Annotated in this window: 26 protein-coding genes and 1 pseudogene; 13 read left to right on the plus strand and 14 right to left on the minus strand. The window is 61.6% G+C overall.

Translation table 11 applies throughout. From position 1 onward, the window contains the following. Window positions 1-357: 357 nt before the first annotated feature. From WYH_RS08395 to WYH_RS16820, 4 genes are all read left to right on the plus strand, one after another. Window positions 358-720: a thermonuclease family protein gene (locus WYH_RS08395; RefSeq protein ID WP_046903479.1), complete on the plus strand. Its 363-nt coding sequence runs from the start codon at window positions 358-360 to the stop codon at window positions 718-720. Between the two features lie 602 nt (window positions 721-1,322). Next, window positions 1,323-1,847, plus strand: a complete 525-nt coding sequence (locus tag WYH_RS08400; protein WP_046903480.1) for a hypothetical protein — start codon at window positions 1,323-1,325, stop codon at window positions 1,845-1,847. A 2-nt stretch (window positions 1,848-1,849) separates the two neighbouring features. Continuing rightward, complete coding sequence (locus tag WYH_RS08405; RefSeq protein ID WP_046903481.1) at window positions 1,850-2,467, plus strand: hypothetical protein; 618 nt, start codon at window positions 1,850-1,852, stop codon at window positions 2,465-2,467. Between the two features lie 280 nt (window positions 2,468-2,747). Next, window positions 2,748-2,963: a hypothetical protein gene (locus WYH_RS16820; protein ID WP_046903482.1), complete on the plus strand. Its 216-nt coding sequence runs from the start codon at window positions 2,748-2,750 to the stop codon at window positions 2,961-2,963. Window positions 2,964-3,185: 222 nt separating this feature from the next. Here WYH_RS16820 and WYH_RS08410 read toward each other — a convergent pair whose 3' ends face one another. Then, window positions 3,186-4,145: an META domain-containing protein gene (locus WYH_RS08410; RefSeq protein ID WP_046903483.1), complete on the minus strand. Its 960-nt coding sequence runs from the start codon at window positions 4,143-4,145 to the stop codon at window positions 3,186-3,188. A gap of 276 nt (window positions 4,146-4,421) precedes the next feature. Continuing rightward, window positions 4,422-4,934, minus strand: a complete 513-nt coding sequence (locus WYH_RS08415; protein WP_046903484.1) for a hypothetical protein — start codon at window positions 4,932-4,934, stop codon at window positions 4,422-4,424. Window positions 4,935-5,295: 361 nt separating this feature from the next. On the opposite strand from WYH_RS08415, the pseudogene WYH_RS08420 reads away from it, so the two are divergent. After that, window positions 5,296-6,171 (plus strand): annotated as a pseudogene (locus WYH_RS08420) (YifB family Mg chelatase-like AAA ATPase); the annotation flags it as partial. A 60-nt stretch (window positions 6,172-6,231) separates the two neighbouring features. On the opposite strand, the gene WYH_RS08425 reads toward WYH_RS08420, so the two are convergent. The 4 genes from WYH_RS08425 to galE form a co-directional block, all read right to left on the minus strand. Beyond that, on the minus strand, window positions 6,232-6,723 hold the full coding sequence (locus tag WYH_RS08425; RefSeq protein ID WP_046903485.1) for a winged helix-turn-helix transcriptional regulator: 492 nt from the start codon (window positions 6,721-6,723) through the stop codon (window positions 6,232-6,234). Window positions 6,724-6,891: 168 nt separating this feature from the next. Beyond that, window positions 6,892-7,509 (minus strand): HAD-IA family hydrolase, encoded by a 618-nt coding sequence (locus tag WYH_RS08430; protein WP_046903486.1) that lies wholly within the window; start codon window positions 7,507-7,509, stop codon window positions 6,892-6,894. Between the two features lie 89 nt (window positions 7,510-7,598). Continuing rightward, window positions 7,599-7,724 carry a type B 50S ribosomal protein L36 gene (gene ykgO, locus WYH_RS08435; RefSeq protein WP_046903487.1) on the minus strand — a complete coding sequence of 42 codons (126 nt, stop codon included), beginning with the start codon at window positions 7,722-7,724 and terminating at the stop codon, window positions 7,599-7,601. A gap of 87 nt (window positions 7,725-7,811) precedes the next feature. Continuing rightward, entirely contained in the window at window positions 7,812-8,819 is a 1,008-nt protein-coding gene (galE, locus tag WYH_RS08440; protein WP_046903488.1) for a UDP-glucose 4-epimerase GalE, read from the minus strand. 105 nt (window positions 8,820-8,924) lie between these two features. On the opposite strand from galE, the gene WYH_RS08445 reads away from it, so the two are divergent. The 3 genes from WYH_RS08445 to WYH_RS08455 are packed head-to-tail and all read left to right on the plus strand — an operon-like array spanning window position 8,925 to window position 11,108. Continuing rightward, on the plus strand, window positions 8,925-9,530 hold the full coding sequence (locus WYH_RS08445) for a DUF4136 domain-containing protein (RefSeq protein ID WP_046903489.1): 606 nt from the start codon (window positions 8,925-8,927) through the stop codon (window positions 9,528-9,530). Beyond that, complete coding sequence (locus WYH_RS08450; protein ID WP_046903490.1) at window positions 9,527-10,657, plus strand: M14 family metallopeptidase; 1,131 nt, start codon at window positions 9,527-9,529, stop codon at window positions 10,655-10,657. Before WYH_RS08445 ends, WYH_RS08450 begins: the two co-directional genes overlap by 4 nt. A 46-nt stretch (window positions 10,658-10,703) precedes the next feature. Then, a complete protein-coding gene (locus tag WYH_RS08455; protein ID WP_280513169.1) occupies window positions 10,704-11,108 on the plus strand; it encodes an acyl-CoA thioesterase in 405 nt (134 codons plus the stop codon). Between the two features lie 12 nt (window positions 11,109-11,120). Here WYH_RS08455 and WYH_RS08460 read toward each other — a convergent pair whose 3' ends face one another. Beyond that, complete coding sequence (locus WYH_RS08460) at window positions 11,121-11,534, minus strand: hypothetical protein (RefSeq protein WP_053833468.1); 414 nt, start codon at window positions 11,532-11,534, stop codon at window positions 11,121-11,123. A 167-nt stretch (window positions 11,535-11,701) separates the two neighbouring features. Here WYH_RS08460 and WYH_RS08465 point away from each other — a divergent pair, with 167 nt between their 5' ends. Beyond that, window positions 11,702-12,835 (plus strand): aminotransferase class V-fold PLP-dependent enzyme, encoded by a 1,134-nt coding sequence (locus WYH_RS08465; protein ID WP_046903492.1) that lies wholly within the window; start codon window positions 11,702-11,704, stop codon window positions 12,833-12,835. A 4-nt stretch (window positions 12,836-12,839) separates the two neighbouring features. Here WYH_RS08465 and WYH_RS08470 read toward each other — a convergent pair whose 3' ends face one another. The 5 genes from WYH_RS08470 to WYH_RS08490 form a co-directional block, all read right to left on the minus strand. Continuing rightward, window positions 12,840-13,217 (minus strand): c-type cytochrome, encoded by a 378-nt coding sequence (locus tag WYH_RS08470; protein WP_046903493.1) that lies wholly within the window; start codon window positions 13,215-13,217, stop codon window positions 12,840-12,842. 74 nt (window positions 13,218-13,291) lie between these two features. Continuing rightward, window positions 13,292-15,463 carry a catalase/peroxidase HPI gene (katG, locus tag WYH_RS08475; protein ID WP_156320185.1) on the minus strand — a complete coding sequence of 724 codons (2,172 nt, stop codon included), beginning with the start codon at window positions 15,461-15,463 and terminating at the stop codon, window positions 13,292-13,294. Between the two features lie 195 nt (window positions 15,464-15,658). After that, a complete protein-coding gene (locus WYH_RS08480) occupies window positions 15,659-16,090 on the minus strand; it encodes a cytidine deaminase (protein WP_046903495.1) in 432 nt (143 codons plus the stop codon). Then, window positions 16,087-16,785 carry a glycoside hydrolase family 25 protein gene (locus tag WYH_RS08485; protein ID WP_046903496.1) on the minus strand — a complete coding sequence of 233 codons (699 nt, stop codon included), beginning with the start codon at window positions 16,783-16,785 and terminating at the stop codon, window positions 16,087-16,089. Before WYH_RS08485 ends, WYH_RS08480 begins: the two co-directional genes overlap by 4 nt. A gap of 18 nt (window positions 16,786-16,803) precedes the next feature. Next, entirely contained in the window at window positions 16,804-17,298 is a 495-nt protein-coding gene (locus tag WYH_RS08490; RefSeq protein WP_046903497.1) for a UPF0262 family protein, read from the minus strand. Window positions 17,299-17,425: 127 nt separating this feature from the next. Between WYH_RS08490 and WYH_RS08495 the strand changes: the two genes are divergently transcribed. Beyond that, entirely contained in the window at window positions 17,426-18,946 is a 1,521-nt protein-coding gene (locus WYH_RS08495) for a replicative DNA helicase (RefSeq protein ID WP_082347916.1), read from the plus strand. A 27-nt stretch (window positions 18,947-18,973) separates the two neighbouring features. Here the strand turns inward: WYH_RS08495 and WYH_RS08500 are convergent, their stop codons facing one another. Together WYH_RS08500 and WYH_RS08505 are read right to left on the minus strand one after the other, a co-directional pair. Continuing rightward, window positions 18,974-19,477, minus strand: a complete 504-nt coding sequence (locus tag WYH_RS08500) for a hypothetical protein (protein WP_156320099.1) — start codon at window positions 19,475-19,477, stop codon at window positions 18,974-18,976. A 20-nt stretch (window positions 19,478-19,497) separates the two neighbouring features. Next, a complete protein-coding gene (locus WYH_RS08505; RefSeq protein ID WP_235979033.1) occupies window positions 19,498-20,736 on the minus strand; it encodes a phospholipase D-like domain-containing protein in 1,239 nt (412 codons plus the stop codon). A gap of 104 nt (window positions 20,737-20,840) precedes the next feature. Here WYH_RS08505 and rpoZ point away from each other — a divergent pair, with 104 nt between their 5' ends. The 3 genes from rpoZ (at window position 20,841) to WYH_RS08520 (ending at window position 23,253) form a co-directional block, all read left to right on the plus strand. Beyond that, a complete protein-coding gene (gene rpoZ / locus WYH_RS08510; RefSeq protein ID WP_046903499.1) occupies window positions 20,841-21,185 on the plus strand; it encodes a DNA-directed RNA polymerase subunit omega in 345 nt (114 codons plus the stop codon). Window positions 21,186-21,377: 192 nt separating this feature from the next. Further along, window positions 21,378-22,115, plus strand: a complete 738-nt coding sequence (locus tag WYH_RS08515; RefSeq protein WP_046904974.1) for a ParA family protein — start codon at window positions 21,378-21,380, stop codon at window positions 22,113-22,115. 61 nt (window positions 22,116-22,176) lie between these two features. Beyond that, on the plus strand, window positions 22,177-23,253 hold the full coding sequence (locus WYH_RS08520) for a DUF3667 domain-containing protein (RefSeq protein ID WP_046903500.1): 1,077 nt from the start codon (window positions 22,177-22,179) through the stop codon (window positions 23,251-23,253). The last annotated feature ends 83 nt before the right edge of the window (window positions 23,254-23,336 follow it).

Genomic DNA, 23,336 nt, shown 5'->3' on the forward strand with positions numbered 1-23,336 from the left:
CACACCGAGAGCAACGCAGGCGGCCTTCAAGCGCAGACATCTGCTTTGACCAACCGCGCATTTGACAAAGCAACACGATGCTGAGTGGATTGAGCAAAGCAATCCTGCGGCAACGGCGACAGTCCACCCGCAGCACGTAGCCGTGGCGCGAGTAATCGGCGATCGTATCGAGACGCTTCGAACTCATGGCTTTCGCCGCACTGACCAGACCAGGGCAGCACAGGCAGTGATGATGCAAGCTATAGCGGCGAGCATTGGCGGGCTTAGAACGATCATGGAAATCTCCGACTCAATGGGCACCATGTTCCATATTTGTTCCAAGTAGGAAAATTCTGTCTTTCAAGCTAGAGTGGACAAATGTTTTCGATTGCTGCCGCGCTCGCTGTTTGTGCCCCTGGCCCACGTGATCACTGCGTCCACGATGGCGATACAGTTTGGCTTGAAGGTGAGAAAATCCGGATCGCCGACATCGATACGCCAGAGCTAAACGGCGCGTGCGAATACGAGAGGGCGCTGGCCCTGCGGGCCAGGAACAGGCTCATTCAGCTCTTGAATGCCGGCGCCTTCGAGATCGCCCGTACCGGCCAGGATCGCTACGGTCGCACGCTCGCTACCCTACATCGTTCAGGCCGTTCTATTGGTGCTCAATTAGTCGCAGAGGGTCTCGCTCGAACCTGGTCCGGCCGACGCGAGCCGTGGTGTCCCGGTGGCCAAGCGTAGCCGCGCAGGCCTCGGAACTACGCTGGAGTTCTTTGTGCTCCTGAGCCTTCACCTCGCTGCAGTGGGCGTAGGGCTGGCTTGGTGGTTCAACTAGAGGCTTCTGCGCAGTTCGAACTTCCTGCTTATACCGCGGCGTCGAGCGGGCTTCCTAATTAGACGCGGGCACAAGAATTCGTAAGCGCTCGCAGGGCTGTCGCCGTGGTGTTCGACATCGGGACACTGTGCAGAACACCTAGGTGGTGAAGCGTGATCACCGTGCTTACCTTATAGAGGAACGGCAGATCATCCAGTGTGAAATGCGACCCCGCGCTGTGAGGCTAGCCTCTTCGGTGATCTGTCGTTTCACCGCCCGACAGAACTGCGCATACGCGAGGTTCAGCGCCAGCAAGCGGTGCCTTAAGTCAGCGCCAGTAGTCCGTTCCGCGAAAGAAGCGCCAGTAGTCCGTTCCGCGAAAGAAAAGAGTAATTCATTCTCGCGCGCCGAGAGCCGGCGCGTCGACCTAACCAATGGAGGAAGTGATCGGCTGTGAGGCCGAGGAGATGATGAAAATAGGGGGAAGCCGCCCTCGGCCAGAACGGCTTCTTTCCAAGGAAGATAGAATATGAATCTGGTCACACTCAAACGCCCGGTGATGGGCGAACCACTGCTCCCGCAAAGAGCGCACAGAACGCGCAGTCGCCTAGGAGCACTCGTCGAAGCCTGCGGCGTGTCGGTGCGAGGAGGCGAGCCTCTCGACGAGCAGCTCAATCAGGGGGTAGTTACCTCTCTGGCAGCGAACTTGGCGCTCGCCGCAACCTCGTGCGATCGTCCGCTGCTTTATCCTGAATGCGAGCTCATGGCGCAGATCACGGGTATGGATCTCATCCTGCTTCGCTTCGATGCCTTGCACGGCGCCTCGTTCGATGTGTTGTTGAATGAGGCTAGCGAATGGCTGAACCATTATGTCGCTTGGCGGCTCGGCCTCAGCAGTCTGTGGCTTATCCCGTGCGCTGGCTCAGGCCCCTATTTTCGCCTGAGTTCCGATGGGCTCGAACCGTGCGAACTGCCCCCGTTCGAGACAGGCTACCAGCGTTACGCCGGCATAATGCGAGCGGCCGAGAAACCCTCCTTCGAAGGGGGATACTGAGCATGGCTACTTCACCAGCAAAGAAACGCAGCGCAGCCAAGAAGTCACCTGCTCCGGGGAAGCTCAACTCGTTCCTGCATGACGTGCGCGAAGAGCATCCGGACTTCGCATTCACGCGGTACTGGTACCAGGAGACGAGAGACCGCGAAGGCATCTCCAGTTGGATCGATCGCAAGGTGCGCTTGGGCGATGATCCGAAGTTTGGCCAAGCCACGAAAGTGGAAGTCCTGCTGCCTCCAACAGCGCCTGCTGATTACGTCGACCTCGCTTTCCTGACCCGACGGTTCGATGAAGCGCTGCCGACCTTCGAGAAGCACGCCATGATCCAGACCAAGATCTACCTCGACTCGAACGAGGCATGGCACCACGCTTATGAAAGGGTTCGCGCATTTGCGCGGTCGCACTTCGCTAATCGGTTCCCTGTAATCTTGATCGGCCATGTGCCGAGCTGCGCGGGGCTACACGGCAATGGGAGCCATGTGCACGTTGTCGTGCTTCCGCGAGGGCTCACGCTCAATGGCCTAACCGAGGTCGATGCGCGCCTTTGCTCCGATAAGGGTTACGCTAGTGCGCTCGATGCATGGCGTGAGCACAAGACTGCGTGGAGTAGCGCAGCATGAGGACTTCAAGCACAAGTGAAGCGTCTCATGTAGCTGCAACCCGTCTGGCTGCACGAGGAGCTAACGTCCAGCAGATGCAGGCTACCGTCGATCTGGCGAGGCAGATGTTGGCTGCGCGACAGAGCGAACCCCTTCAAACTGACGCCGCGCGTACTGGTTCGGTGGAACCCGATGGCTCCGCGGCAGAAACTCCCCAGCCGCCGCCAAAGCATAAAGTGTTCCTAGCAACAGTTAGTGAGCTGGTTCAAGGCCAGGGACACACTCTCATTTCGCGGCGGGCTTGGCCCGCCGCGAAAGCTACTTCCGTGGTCAGCTTGCGCGTGACTGGGGTTCGGTACTGGCGAAGGGTGCCGATATCCAATGCGGGCTCAGCACGTTTCCGTTCGCCGACCTGATGATGCCAGACCCAGTTCGCAGTCTGCTCGAGCGATCGGAAAGCGGCACCGATGCTTCGGCCTCGCTGCATTATACCTGTCGATTACTCGGGGAATTCTGACCGGCCATGCCGCGGGTTGAAGGCACACCCCGATAAGGAGTATATCTCGCGTTGGGGACCGCTGTGCAAAGTCCGCTTTGCGCCCTCATCCCAGACATTTGAGCCTGCCTGAACGGCTTCCAAAAGCGGACGCGATTCCGGAAAGGGTTGGATGGCTGAAAGGGGTTGGAGGCTAAGCTCGCATCTCATTGGGGGCCCATCCAACGCCAGCGCAGCTCTGCTCTAGCTGCGCGGGGGAGGTGGCGGCGGAGGCGGAAAGTGCCCTTCTGGCATAGGCGGGGGAGGAGGCGGGTTGAGAACGCTTTCCTCCGCCTGGAGGTCGAGCCGGCGGCCCTTCTCGCCCGCCCCATCAACTAGTGCGATCCAGTCCACTCCGGTGCGTATCACCGCAGGACTGGCTGTTAGCGTCCTCATTATCGCGCCGGGCCCATTCTTCGTGGCACGAGCGACGGCGGGGCAATCGTTGGCATCGATCGCATCTCTCGCCGCGAGCCGCGCATCGGCGGTCCAGCGTATCGCGATCGGCAGGTCGGAACATTGCGACCAGCGCACGCGGCTGCGCTCGATGGTAACGACGCCGGGGTTCTCGCCGATGCCGAACCCCCAAGACTCCCAACCATCATAGTTGGTCGACATCTGCGGCACCCAACGCCCTTCGATCTCCGAGAGATCCGGTTTGTGAGTCTGGCGCCAGAGTTCCGGCCGGATGAGTACCAACTCGCCTGCGTCGCTCTTCAGCAAGACGCGCCCCGTGCCGGCTCTGCGTACTTCCGGATTGCTCGCAAAAAAAGCGAAGAAGCGCCTGTCACGTGCTTCGCGGTCAGGCCCGCATCCTTGCATCGTCTGCATTCGCGAGCCGTCATCAGTGTCGCGCAGGATTCCGTCCGATCCGAGAGAGGCTGAATTGCCCGACCGATTGCAACCGATGCTGTAGGTTATCCAGCCATCGTCGATTTGGAGATAGGCGCTCCGCCAAGGTGTGCCATTCCGCCATGATGGCTCGAAATCCTCGAACCGCACGATGAGCCAGAAACCTTCGATTTCACGCAGAGATGTGACAAACGCGCTCTCCTCCTCGTCCGAGATCGCGGCTTTGCTCCCCCTTTCGTCTGACGGGTCACAAGCCGCGAGTGTCGCGCAGCTTGAGCAGGCGAGCAAGGCGGTGCGAAGAAGGGCAGTCATCCCACAGTGAACGGGTCGAGAGCTATCTGGCTCCCATATCTTACAGGCGCCGGTCGTATTCCTAGTCCGCAGACGCCCATTTATGATCCGTCAGCTGCGCGCCTTCATTGCCGCCGTTGAGCCAAGAAAGCACGTTCCCGAAAGATTTCGCCTATTCAGCGCAAACGAATGGCAACCGCTGGCGTCGAAGGAGCATAGGTGCGGTGCCTTACTCTTGCCGCAAGTCCTTGATCAAGCTCCCGGAAGATAAATTCCGGGCACTCAGGATGAGGAAGCTTAGAAGCGCAAACTGGTAAGGACATCGGAAGCGTCTGAACAGCCCTGATCGGTCTTACACTGGCCAAAGACAGTCAGTCGCGGATCCACCACTTCCATTCCGTTCATTTTCGAAGCCTCCAACACGGCAGTGAGAAGGGGAATCTCCCCGATGTCTGCCTCCAGAGGGCGCGATCGCACCTCAACTCCATCGACAAGGGAACTAGTAGCCTCGCGCAGATTTGGCGCAGGTTCGATTGAAGCCCCATAACTGAAGATCAGTTCGAAATTCTCGCCTGAAACTCTCCAGGCCTGATGATCGCCGTATAGTTCCTCGACAGTGTGCGGCCCGGGATCGAAGAAACAGCAACCGTCCATAACGACATCGCTGTGGGATGGCTCAGTGACAGGCCTTTGTGTAACGTCCGTTCCCGCAGGACCGAGCACCTTGTCTTCCTCGAAACTTTGCTCCCCCTGACAGGAAGTGACGGCGAGGAGCGCGCCAGCGACAACCATAAAATTTCTGAGGTTCATGATGATCGTTACTTGCTACCATAGAAACCGAGCATCAATCCTTCTGCATCACTGCAAAACGCACGTTCTATCTGTCCTTGGGTGATGTATCTAGCTTTCGCCCTTTCAGCGGCTATGGCGGCGGCCCCCTTGGAGCAGTTGGATCGCCCGAATGTCTGATTTCCCTAGTCCGGCTCGATAGACCTGCCATTCAGCAGACGGCCCAAATCCAGTCATTCAACAAGGGGCCCCGCAACGGCAATTTTGGGCCGCTAGCGGTCAGTCTGCTTTCAGTTCGTTCGATCGAGAAGCCGTCATTCCGCTTCCGGCCCATTTCCTGCCATTCCGCCACTCTTCCACAGCTAATACGTGATCGAGTGTAGGCATATCCAACCTGCTGATGATCGGGCCGCCCGGCGCGGGCAAAAGCCTGCTGGCCAGCTGCCTGCCCGGCATATTGCCGGAACTTTCCCCGTCCGAAGCGCTGGAAGTGTCCATGGTCGCATCGGTCGCCGGCACTCTGGAAGGCGGGCGAATCAGCCGCAGCCGCCCCTATCGCGCGCCGCATCATTCCGCCTCCATGGCCGCGCTGACCGGCGGCGGCCTGCGTGTCCGCCCGGGCGAAGTCAGCATGGCGCATCTGGGCGTGCTGTTCCTGGATGAATTGCCCGAATTCCAGCGCGCCGTGCTCGATTCGCTGCGTCAGCCGCTGGAAACCGGCAAGGTCGATGTGGCGCGGGCCAATGCCCATGTCTCCTATCCCGCCCGTGTCCAGCTTGTCGCGGCGATGAATCCTTGCCGCTGCGGCCATCTGGGCGATCCGGCGCTGGCCTGCAGCCGTGCCCCGCGCTGCGCCGCAGATTATCAGGGCAAGGTTTCAGGCCCGCTGCTCGACCGGATCGATCTGCATGTGGAAGTGGACCCGGTCAGCGCAGCCGATCTGGCCCTGCCGCCCCCGGCGGAAGGTTCCGCCGAAGTGGCGCAGCGCGTGGCCGCGGCGCGGCAATTGCAGGCCACCCGCGGCGTCCGCTCCAATGCCGAGCTGGAGGGCGAAAGGCTGGAACGATTCGCCACGCCGGACGAGGCCGGGCGGGCCTTGCTGCTGCAGGCGGCGGAAGCGATGCGGCTATCCGCACGCGGCTATACACGGATGCTACGCGTGGCTCGGACGATTGCCGATCTGGCCGGGGCGGAAAATGTCGGGCGGGTGCATCTGGCCGAAGCGCTCAGCTATCGCCGCCAGCCGCCTCGGGCGTAGCGATCGCCCCCTGTCACTACCGCACGGCCAGCCGCGCTGATCGCCTTATCGACCAGGCCTTCACCCTGCCTCCGGCTCCTCCACTACCCGCTTCTCGCCCTCTTCCTCGCGATATTCCCAAGCGAGGTCGCGCCAGCCCAGCTTGCGGCCGTCCTGGGCGCGGATTTCGATCGGGGCGATGGGCAGATGGTCTTTCGCGTCCACCAGCACCGGGTTGGAAGGGACGCTCATCGTATATTTCTCACCCCATTGCCGCAGGGCGATGACGGCGGGCAACAGGTCGGCACCCTTTTCGGTCAGCCGGTATTCCACCTTGCGCCTGTCCTCCTTGCTGGGAATGCGTTCCAGCACGCCATGATCCACCAGCTTGCCCAGCCTGTTGGACAGGATGTTTCGCGCAATGCCCAGCTGGGCCGAAAACTCCTCGAAATGGACGAGACCATTGAAGGCCGCGCGCAGGATCATGAAAGACCAGCGTTCACCCATCACCTCCAGCGCTTGCGGAAGCCCGCAATAGCTGGGGACATAAAGACCTTCTTCCGCTTTCGCCATTTGCCATATCTAGCGCAATGAACGCCAAACCCCAACGCCCGCCTGATGGCGAAATCGGCGTTGCGCCACTACTGACATGGGTTTAAATAGTGGTAGTAACGCCACGTGCCCCGGAACTCCATCCCGGGGCGCCACCTTGCCCCCGCGCCATTCGCGCGGGGGTTGTTGTCAGCGAGGCAGCAATCCGCGCCGAACCAGATCTTCAGCCAGATTTTCAGCATTGGTGAAGTGGTGCGCGTGCCAGCCGCGCGCGCGGGCCGCTGCGATATTGGCGGCATTGTCATCCGCGAAGAATATCTGCTGGGGCAAAAGGCCGAAACGCTGTTCGGCAATCTCGTAAATCGCCTGTTCGGGCTTGGCGCATTTCTCCACGCCGGAAACCACGATATCGCCAAAGCGGTCCAGCACTGGCTGGGTCGGGCGGAACATCTGCCAGAAATCGGCGCCGAAATTGGTCAGGGCAAAAACCGGCACGCCGCGATCGGCCAGCCTGTCCACCAGCAGATGCGTTCCGGGGACGAGACCGGCGATGGTTTCAAGGAAACGCGTGGCATAGGCTTCGATCAGCGGCGCATATCGGGGGAATTGCGCCTGGCGTTCAGGCACCATTTCCGCGAGCGGCCGCCCGGCATCATGCTGAAAATGCCATTCCTCGGTCACCACATTGTCGAGAAACCAGTCCAGCTCTTCCCTGTCGGGAATCAGCTTTTCAAACAGGTGGCGCAGATCCCATTCGATCAGGACCCGACCAATATCGAACACCACCGCTTCGGCCGGTTGCGACACATGCCCTCCTTCAGACACGCAAAAAGCCCCCGAACTTGCGGGGGCTTCTTAAAATTTGCGGCCGCGAACGAATCGCGGCACGAGCATGATCAGCCCTGACGCGCCTTGAAACGGCGGTGGGTCTTGTTGATCACATAGGTGCGACCGCGGCGACGGATCACGCGGCAATCGCGATGGCGGTTCTTCAGCGACTTCAGGCTGTTGCGGATCTTCATTGTTCTGTTTCCAAAATATGTGGCACCGGAGACGCATCCCCGTGCCTGAAATTCACGCCGGGCCGTTACGGACCCTACCCGAAAGAGTCAAGCTTCCGCGCGAATTTCGGCCAGCTTGCGTTCCCATGCCAGTGCATGGGCCACGATTTCTTCCAGATCGGCATGGGCAGGTTTCCAGGGCAAGGTCGCCTTCAGCCGCGAAGGATCGGATATCAGCGAATCCGGATCGCCCGCGCGGCGGGGGGACAGTACCCGCTCGATCTTCATATTGGTGACCCGGTCCACCGCATCAAGCACTTCCAGCACGGAGAAGCCGCGCCCATAGCCGCAATTCATGGTCAGGGAACGGGCGGGCTGTTCGATCAGGGCTTCCAGCGCCAGAACATGGGCGACCGCCAGATCGCTGACATGGATATAGTCGCGCACGCCGGTACCGTCCGGCGTATCGTAATCCGTGCCGAACACGCTCACATTCTCGCGCTTGCCCAGCGCGGCTTCAACCGCGACCTTGATCAGATGCGTCGCCCCGGCCGTGGACTGGCCACTGCGCGCCTGCGGATCGGCCCCGGCCACGTTGAAATAGCGCAGGGCGCAGAAATTCATCGGATGCGCGCGCGCCGTGTCGCCCAGCATCTGTTCGGTCATCAGCTTGGACCAGCCATAGGGATTGATCGGCTGTTTCGGCAGGTCTTCCGTCACCGGGGAGGTTTCGGGAATGCCATAAGTCGCCGCCGTGCTGGAGAAGATGAAATGCGGCACACCCGCCTTCACCGCCGCTTCGATCAAGGTCCGGCTCTTCGCCGTGTTGTTGTGATAATATTTGAGCGGATTCTCCACCGATTCCGGCACGATGATCGATCCGGCGAAATGCATGATCGCCCGCGTGCCCTGTTCGGCAAAGATGCGCGCCAGCAGATCAGCATCCTCTACATCGCCGTGATAGAAGGGCACGCCGTCGGGAATTGCGAATTTGAACCCGGTGGTCAGATTATCGATCACCGCGACGGGCCAGCCGCCATCCTTCAGGGCAAGTACGGCATGGCTGCCGATATAGCCGGCGCCGCCGGTCACGAGTACAGGTGGTTTGCTGCTCATGGCCGGCCCTTAACATTGATGTGCGGCTAAAAAATTAATGCGCATGCCGTGTTCGAAAGATTATCCCCCCTGCAACCCGATTGCCGCCCAACCGTTGCGAGAATCATGCTGAAACGAACTTTCGCCTCCCTCGTCCCTGCTGCCATCTTCGCCGGCATGCTTGCCGGCTGCACCAGCACCTATGTCTCACCCGTAGAAGTAACGCGCTTTACCGGCAGCCGCGCGGCGCAGCTCGGCACCGGGACGATCGCCGTGCGCGCGGCCCCGGGCGGGCCGGACGGGACACTGGAATTTTCCACCTATGCCAATGCCGTGGCGGAAGAGCTTGCGGCCCTCGGCTATCGCGTGGTCCGCGATGAAGGCGCTTCGCAGGTGGCGGAACTCCGCTTCGGCCGCTTCATCAACCGCCCGGGCGAAATCCGTTCCCCCGTGAATGTCGGCGTGGGCGGATCCACAGGCAGCTATGGTTCCGGCGTAGGGGTAGGCGTGGGGATCGACCTGTCCGGCCCGCCGAAGGAGATGATCGACAGCAATATCGCCGTCATCATCCGCGATAACGCCACGGGGCAGGCCCTGTGGGAAGGCCGGGCGCAATTCCGCGCATCGCAGAACAGCGACTATGCCAGCCAGAACGCCGCAGCTCAGCGGCTGGCCAGCGCTCTATTCTCGGGCTTCCCCGGCGAGTCCGGAGAGACTATCGAAGTCAAATGACAGACATTCTCATCGACGCCGCATTCGACAGCGGCAATATCGAAGTTGTTTCCATTTCCGGCGCCAGCGCAAAGCTGCGAATCGCGAAAGACCATCTCTCCGATTTCTACCAGTGGTTCCATTTCCGCGTGGCGGGTGCTGCCGGGCGGGAACTGGAACTGAAGATCACCGATCTCAACAATTCCGCTTATCCAGCGGGTTGGCCCGGCTATCGCGCCTGCATATCGGAAGATCGTGACTGGTGGGGCCGCGCAGAAACCAGCTTCGACGAGGAAGAGGATAACGGCACGCTGACCATCCGCCACGCCCCGGCGGGAGATCTGTGCTGGTTTGCCTATTTCGCACCCTATTCGCAGGAACGGCATCACGATCTGATCGCCGAAGCCGCCGCCAGCGAGGGCGTGGACTATCGCTGCCTCGGCCATAGCCTGGACGGGCGGCCGATCGACTGCCTCGAACTGGGTGAAGGCGATATGCCGGTCTGGCTCTATGCCCGCCAGCATCCGGGGGAGAGCATGGCCGAATGGTGGATGGAAGGCGCGCTGGAAGTGCTGTGCGATCCAGCCGATCCCGTGGCCCGCGTGCTGCGAAGCAAGTGCCGTTTCCACATTGTGCCCAACTGCAATCCGGACGGTTCCTTCCGCGGGCATCTGCGCACCAATGCCAAGGGCGTGAATCTGAACCGCGAATGGGCCACGCCCACGGCCGAGAATTCGCCCGAAGTGCTGGCCATCCGCAATGCGATGGACAAATCCGGCGTGCGTTTTGCGATGGACGTGCATGGGGACGAGGCGATCGCCGCCAATTTCCTCGCCGGGTTCCAGGGGATTCCCGGATGGACCGCGGATTTGCAGGCCGAATATGATCGCTTCACCGCGATCCTCGATCGCCGCAGCCCGGACTTCCAGACGGAACAGGGCTATCCGGCAACGCCTGCGGGCAAAGCCAATCTGTCCATGAGCACGAATCAGGTGGCGGAACGTTTCGGCGCCTGTTCGATGACACTGGAAATGCCGTTCAAGGATTTCGACAAGCTGCCCGATCCCGATCAGGGGTGGAGCCCCGAACGCTGCAAACTATTGGCGCGGGACTGTCTTGCATCGCTGGTGGAGTGGCTGGACGGCTGAGCGAATTCCCTTCTCCGGGGCGCGACATTGTGTTATTTACAATACTGTGAGTAACAGCGCCCCACCCTATATCTACCCGATCGAAATCGCCGAGGCGGATATCGATTTCATGGGCCATGTGAACAATGCCAGCTATCTGACCTGGGTGCAGAATGCGGTGATCGATCACTGGCGCAAGATTGCACCGGACGATGCGGTGGCCCGCCATCTGTGGGTCGCGCTGAAGCACGAGATCACCTATCGGCGCCCGACCTTCATGGGGGACAATGTCGTGGCGCAGGTGGTCCTGCAGAAAGTCCAGGGTGCGCGCGCTTTCTACCAGACCCTGATCCGCCGGGGGGAGGACGTGCTGGTAGAAGTCAAATCCAGCTGGTGCTGCCTCGACGCGAGGACGAAACGCCCCACCCGCCCGGCAAAGGACATAGTGGAGCGTTTCTTCAACGGGGCCTGAAACGGCGGGCCGTTATCGGCGGGTGCCGCTGATCGGTACGGCGCCGAAGGCAGAATTGGCCTCGCCCGAAAGCGAATCGCCATCCACCGTCAGCGAATAGGTCAATTCCATCGGGCCTTGCGGGGTGGACATGGTGCGTTTGAAACTCAGCGCCGATCCATCCACCTTCACATCGCTGATTTCGCTTTCCATGGGCGGCATCTGCGATTCCGGACCGCCACCGCCCGGAGCGGCCATCGGCGCATCCTTGATATCCACCGTATAAGCATCGCCGCCATTCGCGATGGTCATGGTCGCTTCGAACTTGCCCATCTGTGTATCGGCGATTGTATCCCACGTGCCGACAAGTGGCGATTCCGCCGCCATGGCAGGTGCGGCCATGGCCGTGGTGGCAGCCAGCATGGCCGCAAAACGCAAAGCGTGCATAACATCCCTCCCCAAGAAGCGCGGCTCTGACCGCTGCTGGCGAAGAATACCCTGCCGGGGAAGAAACGACAATCCAGCTCCTGCCCGCAATTCGCCCCCTGTTGGCGATGCAATTTGACTGTTGCCGCATTCGATGAAACGGGCCCTGACGGAGAGAGGAGAATTTGATGCACGCTTTACGCAACGACATCGATCCCGATGGAATGCTCGAATATTCGGTCGTTTTCACGGATCGGTCGCTCAACCATATGAGCAAGGCCTTCCAGCAGGTGATGCGGGATATACACGCGACCTTGTGCGAGGTTTATGCCGCGGACCGGGCCGTGATCGTGCCGGGCGGCGGAACCTACGCGATGGAAGCCGTGGCGCGCCAGTTCGTGACCGGCAGGAAAGCGCTGGTCATCCGCAACGGTTTCTTCTCCTATCGCTGGAGCCAGATTTTCGAGATGGGATCGATCCCATCGGATGAAATAGTGCTGAAGGCACGGCGGCAGGGTGAAGGCCCGCAGGCCCCCTTCGCGCCGGCGCCGATAGAGGAAGTGGTCCGTTCGATCCGCGCCGAAAAGCCGGCAGCGGTCTTTGCCCCTCATGTCGAAACCGCATCGGGCATGATCCTGCCCGACGATTATATCAGAGCCGTGGCCGATGCCGCGCATGAAGTGGGCGCATTGTTCGTGCTGGATTGCATCGCCTCCGGCTGCGCCTGGGTGGACATGAAACGAACCGGCGTGGACGTGCTGCTCTCCGCCCCGCAAAAGGGCTGGTCCGCCCCGCCCTGCGCCGGGCTGGTAATGATGAATGAAACGGCGCTGGAGGCGTGCCGCAATACCACTTCGACCAGCTTCGCCATCGATCTGGGCAAGTGGAACACGATCATGGAAGCCTATCTGAATGGCGGCCATGCCTATCACGCCACCATGCCGACCGATGCGCTGCGCGTCTTCCACGATGCGATGATGGAAACGAAGGAAATCGGCTTCGAGACACTGCGCAAGGCGCAATGGGAACAAGGCGATGCGGTGCGCGCCATGCTCGCCCAGCGGGGCGTGAAATCAGTCGCGGCAGATGGCTTTGCCGCGCCGGGCGTGGTGGTGTGCTACACTTCGGATCCGGCGATCCAGAACGGCAGCAAATTTGCCGAACACGGGGTGCAGATCGCGGGTGGTGTCCCGCTGATGGTGGATGAAGGGCCGGACTATAAGAGCTTCCGCATCGGGCTGTTCGGGCTCGACAAGCTGAAGGACGTACCCGCTAGCCTGTCACGATTGAGCGAGGCTTTTGACGAGGTTCTTCCGCGCTAGAAAATCATTTCAGGGTCAGAAGATAATCGACAACCTGTTTGCGCTTCGCCGGATCGGCGATGCCGGGGAAAGGCATCTTCGTGCCGGGTACGGCCGCTTTCGGGGAAGTAAGCCATTTATCGAGGCTGTGTTCATCCCATGTAAGGCCGGATGCCTTCAGCGCATCGGAGTAATCATAGCCGGGCAGGCTTCCTGCCTGGCGCCCGGCAACCCCGGACAGGTTCGGCCCATAGCTGGATTTACCGGCTTCCGTCGCGTGGCAGGCGGCACAGGCTGCGAAAGCCGGTGGCTGCTGGGCCGCGCCGGATGGAGAAGCGGCGCCCGGCAGGGCGGGTGCCGCAGTCAGCACCAGGCCGATCGCGATGATGGCAAGCTTCTTCATGATTGCTTTCCGAGAAATGGCTCGACGGCGGCGGCATGGGCCCGCCGCCGTCTCGCACTGTCAACGTCCGGTTATCAGAACCGATCGTTGTTCATGACCTTGGACCACGCCGAGACGAAATCGTTCACGAACATTTCGTCGGCGTCCTCTGAGGCATAGACTTCGGCGACTGCGCGAAGTTCGGAATTGGAGCCGAAGATCAGGTCGACCGGGGTGGCCGTCCATTTCAGCTCGCCACTGGCGCGGTCATAGCCTTCGTAAAGGCCACTGGCCGTTTCCGACTTCGCCCAGCGCGTCGACATGTCGAGCAAATTGACGAAGAAGTCGTTGGTCAGGCTTCCCGGACGGCTGGTAAACACGCCATTGGCCGAATGCCCGCTATTGGCATCGAGCGCCCGCATACCGCCGACCAGCACCGTCATTTCGGGCACCGTCAGGTTCAGCATCGCTGCCTTGTCGACCAGCGCCTCCGTGGGGGAGACTTCGCTTTCCGCGCTGTAATAATTGCGGAAACCGTCTGCCATCGGCTTCAGGTACTCGTAAGATGCCACATCGGTCTGTTCCTGCGTGGCATCGACGCGTCCGGGGGTGAAGGGCACTGCCACGTCATATCCGGCCTGCTGTGCAGCCTGTTCAATCGCGGCATTGCCACCCAGCACGATCAGATCGGCCAGGGAAACCTGCTTGCCGCCCGTGGCGGTGCGATTGAAATCCTTCTGCACGCCTTCAAGCGCTGTCAGCACCTTGGCCAGTTCCGCCGGATCATTGGCGGCCCAGTCCTTGGCCGGGTCCAGCCGGACACGCGCACCATTGGCGCCGCCACGCATATCCGTGCCACGGAAGCTGGAAGCCGATGCCCAGGCAGCCTTGACCAGTTCACGCCCGCTCAGCCCGGTGGCAAGAATGCTTGCCTTCAGCTGCTCCGTATCCTGCGCATCGATCACGGCATAGTCGGCTTCGGGCAACGGATCCTGCCAGGTGAAGCTTTCAGTCGGCACGTCGCTACCGAGATAGCGCGCGCTCGGCCCCATGTCGCGATGGGTCAATTTGAACCACGCACGGGCGAAGGCCTGGGCGTAGAGCTGCGGATCCTTGTGGAAACGCTGCGTGATCTCGCGGAAGCCCGGATCTTCCTTCATCGCAATATCGGTGGTGAACATGATCGGTGCGTGCCGTTTCCCTTCGATATGCGCATCCGGCACGAGCGCGGCCGCGCTTTCATCGCTGGGAATCCACTGGTGGGCACCTGCGGGGCTCTTGGTCAGCACCCAGTCAAAGCCATACAGATTATCGAGATATTGCGTGGTCCAGGCGATCGGATTGGCCGACCATGCGCCTTCCAGGCCGCTGGTGACCGTATCCTCGGCATTGCCCTTCCCGCATTTGTTTTCCCAGCCAAGGCCCTGCTGTTCCAGACCGGCTGCGGACGGATCGGCACCGACGCAATCATTGGGCTTGTGCGCGCCATGCGCCTTGCCAAAAGTGTGGCCGCCGGCGATCAGCGCCGCGGTTTCCTCGTCCGTCATGGCCATGTTACCGAAGGCGATGCGGATATCCTCCGCAGCTGCCAGCGGATCCGGATTGCCGTTCGGCCCTTCGGGATTGACGTAGATGAGGCCCATCTGCGTTGCGGCGAGAGGCCCTTTCAGCCCGCCCTTGCCGTCACGCCGTTCGTCACCGAGCCATTCCTTTTCCGGGCCCCAGAAAACAAGATCCGGCTGCCAGGAATCCGCGCGGCCGCCCGCGAAACCGAGCGTTTCGAAGCCCATATCCTCAAGCGCGACATTGCCGGCAAGCACCATCAGGTCACCCCAGGACAGCTTGCGGCCATATTTCTGCTTGATCGGCCACACCAGGCGGCGCGCCTTGTCCAGGCTGACATTGTCGGGCCAGGAATTGAGCGGTTCGAACCGCTGTTCACCGCCGCTGGAACCGCCGCGGCCATCACCGACGCGATAAGTGCCTGCGCTGTGCCAGGCCATGCGGATGAAGAAGGGGCCGTAATGGCCATAATCGGCCGGCCACCAGGGCTGCGAAGTCGTCAGAACCTTGCGGATATCCTGCTTGACCGCATCAAGGTCGAGCGTCGCAAATTCGGCGGCGTAATCGAAATCATCGCCATAGGGATTGGACTGGGCTTCATTCTGTCGCAACGAACCCAGATCCAGGTGGTTAGGCCACCAGTCCTTGTTGGACATCGCCGTTTCCTGCGCATGGGCCGGGGTGGCAAGCAGGGCGGGCGACATCGTGGCGGCCAGCAGGGCCAGGCCAGATACGGATAATTTCCTCACTTCATCCTCTCCTTCAAAATCAGAGGCAACAGGGGAGGACCTCCACCTAGCGCTCCCGCTTTGAACGAGAAAACAAATCAATTTTGTGACTGAGATCGCCCAATCCGATCAATTTAAAACTTCTGTTTATTATCAGTTAGATAAGGGCGCTCACTCTGCCTGGATCAGGCTTTCCGGCCCGAACGCATCGGGCAGAAGCCGGGACAGCTGCACTTCGCGCACCCTGTCCTGTCCGACACACAGGACCAATGGATCCGTATCGCCAAGGGCCGCGATCTCGTTCAGCACTTGCCGGCAACGGCCGCACGGGGTGATCGGATCACTCGCCGGCCCGGTGACTGCCACGGCCACCAGCCCGCCCCGCCTGCCATCGGCCATTGCCTTCGATACCGCCACCGTCTCCGCGCAGAGCGAAAGGCCATAGCTGGCATTCTCGACATTTCCGCCGGAAACGATCTCCCCGTCTTCGAACAACAGAGCCGCGCCGACATGAAAATCGGAATAGGGGGCATAAGCCGTTTCGGCCGCATGGCGTGCGGCGGCGATCAGTTCATCGCGGAAATGGGCGCCGTCATCGCTCATGGCTGCACCACCACCCAGCGCAGGGCATCGGGGCTGGCCGCCGTCCGCAGGGATGAATTGGCGGTCCACAATGTCCATGGCCGCCCGGCATAATCGGGTTGCATCCAGTCTTCCTCCAGCCACAGGCCGCGCTCTATCCGCGCGGCGATACCGTATCGTTCTTCGAATTCGCGCGAAAGTTTCAGCACGGCCGGTTTGCCCACATGGCCTTCCACCTGGTTGAGGAAGGTCGTCAATTCGCTTTCCACTGCGGTTTCGCGCATCGGATCGTCGCATTTATCGGCCAGTTTTTTCAGATCGATGGCGGGCGGCAGCAATTCCGCGTCGCGCGGCACTATGGTCACGAAATTGGCCGCCTGCCGCTCCGCCGGAATGCATGGATCATAGGCGTGGACGACGCCGAATTTCAGATGCGCGGCCCGCGTCCGTTCCAGATTGGCGGCGAATGCGGGATCGCGCCCTGACGCGCCCTGGCTGCCTTCAAGATAGACGAAATCGGCACCGATCGCCCGCAAGGCTCGGAAATCGGCCTGTCCGTCGATCGCACCGATCAGCGCGCCCTGGATCGGAAATGCCGCCCGTTCCGGCGCCCAGTGCTGGGCCTGCCACCATATCCAGCCACCGGCCGCGATAGCCGCCAGCAGCAGCAAGCCGGCTATACGCCAGCGCCAGGGAAATGCCCTCTTTCTGCCCATTGCTGTCCCGCTTGTCCCTCAGGCCTTGATATGCAGCACGCAGATCAGCGTGAAAAGGCGCCTTGCCGTATCGAAATCTGTTTCGACCTTGCCTTCCAGCGCTTCCAGCAATTGCCGCGTCGCCCGATCGTGGATGCCGCGCCGCGCCATGTCGAGCGTTTCGATTTCCCGCGCGGAAGCCTTGCGCAGCGCCTTGTAGTAGGAATCGCAGATCGCGAAATATTCCCGCACCACCCGGCGGAAACGGGCAAGGCCCAGCCCGATCGTGCCCGCTTCCTTGCCCTGTCCGTCATGCACGGTAATGGCAAGCCGCCCGTCGATCACGGCAAGATGAAGCGCCCACGGGCCCTTATGGCCATTTTCAGCGGCACGCAGCGGCCTGAAACTGTTATCCGATTCCAGATCGCGCAGCGCCGCGCGCCGCTCACTCTCCACCGTTTCGCTCCGGCGCAGGATCGTCGCCTCGTCGAGCTCGATTCGCGCAATGCGGTCAGGGTGAAGATTCTCCGTCATTTGCCTGTCTTGCTTTCGCAGAGCGGCGGGGCTTTCGCAAACGCGAAAGAGATCATCCCCGCTATCCACAGCCCCGCCAGGCCGTGTGGCACTTGCGGCGGGACTCGAGTGGGCGCATCAAAGAGCGATGCCTGAACAAGACCTGCTGACCCGTTCCGCCCCCGCCAATGCCAGCGAAGAAGGCGGCGCAGGCCGCGCCCTGCCCACCAATCTGGAAGCGGAAGCCGCCTTTCTGGGTGCGGTCCTGATCGACAATCGCCTGCTGGAAGAACTGGCCGTTCCGTTGCGGCCCGATCATTTCTTCGCCCCGATCCATGCCCGCATATTCGAACGGATCACGGTCCAGCTCGACAAGCAGATGGTCGTCACTCCGGTCACGCTGAAACCCTATTTCGAAGGGGATGAAGCGATGGCGGAGATGGGCGGCACCGCCTATCTGGCGCAATTGACGGCCGATGGGCAGGGCCTGCTGGCCCCGCGTGAACTGGCCCAGCAGATCTATGACCTTGCCCTGCTGCGTGAACTGGTTTCCGTCGGGCGGGAACTGGTGGAAGGCGCGCTGGATACTTCGGACGAGGTCGAACCGCTCAAGCGGATCGAAAATGCCGAGGCCGCGCTGTACCGCGTGGCCGAAGGCGCCTCCAGCGTGAACGAGGCGGACAGTTTCCGCGGCGCCACGGGCAAGGCGCTGGAACTGATCGAAATGGCGATCAATTCGGGCGGCCATGTTTCAGGCAAGACCACCGGGCTTACTTCCGTGAACGAGAAGGTCGGCGGCCTGCACGATTCCGACCTTATCATCCTCGCCGGGCGTCCGGGCATGGGCAAGACCTCGCTCGCCACCAATATCGCCTTCAATTGTGCTGACCGCTATCTGCGCGATCAGCAGGACGGGATCGAGAAATCGATCGGCGCGCCGGTGGCCTTCTTCAGCCTCGAAATGTCGAGCGATCAGCTGGCCACGCGTATCCTGGCCGAACAGGCGGAAATTTCCAGCGAAGCTCTGCGCATGGGCAAGATCAGCCGGGACGATTTCCAGAAGCTTTCCTATGCCAGCCAGCGGCTGGCGGAACTGCCCCTGTTCATCGACGATACGCCGGCGCTGACCATCGGTGCCTTGCGCAACCGCGCGCGGCGGCTGAAACGGCGGCACGATATCGGGCTGATCGTGGTCGACTACCTGCAATTGCTCCAGGGCAGCGGCCGCGCGACGGACAACCGCGTGAACGAGATTTCCGAAATCAGCCGCGGCCTGAAGACACTGGCCAAGGAACTGGGCGTTCCGGTGATCGCCCTGTCCCAGCTATCCCGCGCGGTGGAACAGCGCGACGACAAGAAACCGATGCTGTCCGACCTTCGCGAATCCGGCTCTATCGAACAGGACGCCGACATGGTCTGGTTCGTCTATCGCGAAGATTATTATGTCGGCCTGCGCGAACCGAAACTGCCCGCCGGCGATGCCGATGTGAAGGCGCAGGAAGCCTATGATGCCTGGCGGCAGGAGATGGAGCGCGTTTTCGGCCTGGCCGAACTGATCGTGGCCAAGCAGCGCCACGGCTCAACCGGCCGCGTCCGCCTGCGCTTCGAAGCCCGCATCACCCGCTTCTCCGACCTCGCCGAAGGGGATTATGGCGGCGATTACGATTGAGGGCGTTCTCCCCCGGCGCGCGCCACTTTAAGGCCCGCAGGTCCATTCGCCAGCGGCTACCGACATCTCGCCATTGCTGGCGCGCATGATTTCCAGTTCGGCGGGGTAAGTGCTGGCTTCGCCCGGATCGGTGTCCTCTTCGGAAATCTGCATCACATTCACCACCAGGTCGCCGCCGAGGAATTCGGCGCCTTCGATCATGCCGCCGAAGCCACTCGCCTCGCGTGAGCGCACGCCCACCGTCTCGCCATCCAGCTTGAGCACACCCTGCGAACTGCGATTTGCGCCGACCCAGCCCATGGCAACCAGCGCCGGGCCATCCGCCCCGGCTTCGGTGAAACTGCAACCGAGTTCGCCGCCCAGTTCGGCGCCCGCAATATCCTCTTCAGTCAGCACGCCGGCTACGCCAAAGCTTGGCACATTGGCGGCTGCGGCGGTTTCAGGCACTGCCTCCGGCGCCGGTTCTGCCGGCTCGCCCGAACAGGCGGCCAGCGCCATCGCGGGCACCAGCAGGGTCAATCCTCTTCGCATGGAAGCTCTCCGTCTCTCATTCACGCCCCGCCCTGATCCGCAGGCGGGCTGGCCGGCGCCTTCAACCCGAGATTGAGCCGCCGCGTTACCGTGTAATCAACCACTGTCACCAGGAACCAGCTCAGCGTCCAGCGGATCCGGTTGGCGAGAGTCTTTCGGCGGGAATGCAGCTGCGGCGTGATCCGGGTGGAATAGGGCAAGTGATCGGCGATGAACTGGCGCATTTTCTCCGCCAGCTGCGCATCCTCCACCCGCAGCATCAGTTCCAGATTGAGATAGAGGCTGCGCATGTCGAAATTGGCGGACCCCAGATAAACGGCATCGTCGATCACGATCAGCTTGGTGTGCAATTTGCACGGTTCGAATTCGTGGATCGAAACCCCGTCGCGCATCAGCTTCGTATAAAGCGCGCGCGATGCGCCGATGGTTGCCTGATTGTCGGACTTTGCAGCCAGCAGCAACCGCGCCGCGCCGCGCCGGGCCACCGCGCCAATGCGGCGGACAAGCCCCCGACGCGGCGAGAAGTAAGCCATCATCATGTCCAGCCGCCTGGCTTTCCCGATCTCGTCGATCACGCAGCGTGCCCAGGGGCTCAACCGTTCGGACGGCCCGCCGACCAGCCAGCGCACGGGCCCGCATCCGTCGCCCCAGCCGCGGGCCTGCCGGCGCACGCGGCGCACGCTGATCTTTTTCCCCGCAGTCCATTGCTGCAACAGGGCGAACCAATCAGCCAGTTCGTGCACCACCGCCCCGCCCCGAATGGTTACGCCCAGATCGTTCCAGCCATTGACCTGCGGCGGATCGAAATAGGCGTTGGTGATGTTGAACCCGCCGATCATCGCCCGCTCCCCATCGACAATGACCAGCTTCTGGTGGTTGCGGATCAGGTAACGCGCGTTCCAGCGGCGGCCGAAACGCTGCACCCGCCCCCCGGCCTGGATCAGCGGGGCGAAGAAACCGTCATGCGCATCCGATCCGAAGTCATCGAGAATCAGTGTCACCGACACCCCGCGCTCTGCCGCCTGTGCCAGTGCATCGCGCAGTTTCCGCCCTGCCTCGTCCATGGCGAAGATATAGAAGGCCAGTTTCAGCGATTGCCGCGCTTCGCCGATCAATTGCAGCAATATGTGCAACCGGTCGTGCCCGGCCGGATAGAAACCCAGATCCACGCCGTGCGAATGATGGAAGAACGGGGCGGGATCGCGATAATCGGCCATTGGCGGCAAAGCATCATCGCGCAATTCGGCCGGTTCGGTCATTCCGTTTCCCTATCACGTCTGTTTCCGGGCGAAACCTTGACGTGACGGGCGCCTGCGCCTATGTGCCTGCCTTTCCGGACAACCCGCTTACTACGGAGTGCCCAATGGCGCGCGTTACCGTCGAAGATTGCATCGACAAGGTTCCCAACCGTTTCGATCTCGTCCTGCTGGCCGCGCAGCGTGCGCGCGAGATTTCCGGCGGTGCCGAACTGACCGTCGACCGTGACCGGGACAAGAACCCCGTCGTCGCCCTGCGCGAAATCGCGGAACAGACGGTGAAGCCGAAGAACCTGCATGAAAGCGTCGTCCAGTCGCTGCAGCGCGTCCTGCCCGATGAAGAAGATGAAGCGGATGAAGTCGGCTCGCTGAGCCAGTCGGCCGAAGCGATGCGGCTTTCCGCCGCTGCACCGGCCCGATCCACTTCGATCGGCGGCGATTACGACGGCTGACATCTTGCCGTAACACGGCTTTGCAAGGGGCTGCACCGCAAGGTGCGGCCCTTTTCGTTTGCGCGTCGGGCGGCCCTTCCCGCCCGGATCGAACCATATCCGCCGAATGGCCCAGCGGGGGACGCGCTGGAATTCACCGTGGAAGTGCAGCACCGCTTGCGGCAGTTTCAGCATCGGAGGTGCGGGCGTTCCATGGCGGTCATCGCAGTGTACAGCGTGAAGGGCGGCGTGGGCAAAACCACGATCTCCACCAATCTCGCCTGGTGCTCTGCCATCATATCCTGCCGCAAGACGTTGCTCTGGGATCTCGATGCCTCTGGCGGCGCGGGCTTTCTGCTGGGTGTGGACCCCGGGAAGAAGGCCAGCGCGCAAAGCGTGTTTTCTCGGGATGCAGAGCCTGGAAAGCTCGTCCGCAAGACGGGGTTCCCCCGGTTGGACCTGCTCCCCGCCGATGACAGCCTGCGGGATCTGGATTCGCTGCTGTCGCGGATTGGCAAGCGCAAGCGCCTGATGAAACTGACAGAAAGCCTTTCCGGGCGTTACGGCAGGATCATACTGGACTGCCCGCCAGTGCTGAATGAAATCAGCGCCCAGGTGGTGCGTGCGGCGGATTGCATCATCGTGCCGCTGCCGCCCTCGCCCCTGTCCAGCCGCGCTTTCGAAGTGGTGGTGAAGGAGATCACCCGCCATGCCAAAACGCATCCGCCGATCCTGCCGGTCATCTCCATGCTCGACCGCAGGCGGACGCTCCACCGGCTCGCGCGGGAGGAGAACCCCGGCTGGCCGGCCATTCCGCAGGCCAGCGTGGTGGAACAATGCGCAGTCCGCCGGCAACCCGTGGGCGCGTTCTCCCCGCAATCGCCCGCCGCGCGCAACTTCGCCCAATTATGGACAGCAATAGAGCGCAAGCTCAACGCCAACGGTCAATAGGCAGTGCGCGCTTGCAGCTTCGCTGCACTGCACGATAAGGTGCCCGGCGATCGGGGGCAGGATGAGCATATTCGATTCAATCGGCACAATGTTCGAAGGGGGCCTGTTCGCTCGCGCGGTGGAACCCAGGGCTGGGGAAGCTGCGGATGAAGGCGATTATTCAGGCACCTGCCTGAATTGCGGCACCCAGCGGGTGGGCCATTACTGCCATCATTGCGGGCAGAGCGCGCATATCCATCGATCAATGGGCGCCTTCCTGCACGACCTGCTGCACGGCGCGCTGCATTTCGAAGGCAAGACCTGGCACACATTGCCGCTTCTCGTCACGAAGCCGGGGCAATTGACGCGCCGCTATATCCAGGGGGAACGGGCGCGCTTCGTTTCGCCGATGGCGCTGTTCCTTTTCTCCGTGTTCCTGATGTTCGCGATATTTCAGATCGCCGGGATCGGCACGCCAACGGAACTGGAAGGGGCCACGGCGGAAATCGCCCTGGAGGGCGCGGAGCTGGAAAATGGGAAACAGGAAATTGCCGCAACCCGCGAAAGTTTGAAGGAGGAGCTGGAAAGCCTGCCCGCAGACGCGCCCGAACGCGCGGCGCTTCAGAGCCAGCTCGACGGGCTCGATCAGGTTTCGAATGTTGGCGAACGCTATCTGGTCGGCGGAGAGGACGGCGACGGGATCAGGCTGCGCTCGATCCGCACAGGCTCCCCCTTTCTCGATCACGGGATAGAAAAGTGGGAGAAGAATCCGGCGCTGATGCTCTACAAATTGCAGGCCAACAGCTACAAGTTCTCCTGGCTTCTGATCCCGCTATCCATCCCGTTCCTGTGGCTGATCTTCGCATGGAAACGCGGTTTTGGCGCCTATGATCACGCCGTCTTCGTGACCTATTCGCTCAGCTTCATGACATTGTTCTATGTCACGCTGACGATTCTGGCCACGCTCGGCCTTGGCAGCATGTGGGTGGCGCTGGCGGGCAGTTCCATTCCGATCTGGCATATCTATCGCCAGTTGAAGGGCGCCTATGGCTTGTCCCGCTTTTCCGCAGTGTGGCGCACGATCGTGCTCGTCTTCTTCATTTTCGTGATCATCAGCCTGTTCGTGAACCTGCTGCTGCTGTTGGGGGCGATGGGGTAAGCTCCCGCCCCAAACCGCCAAGAAAGGCAGCAGAAACGAAGAAGGCCGCCCGGGCTGAACCAGGCGGCCTTTTCTTTCTTTAG

The sequence above is a fragment of the Croceibacterium atlanticum genome, from assembly GCF_001008165.2.
GTDB lineage: Bacteria > Pseudomonadota > Alphaproteobacteria > Sphingomonadales > Sphingomonadaceae > Croceibacterium_C > Croceibacterium_C atlanticum.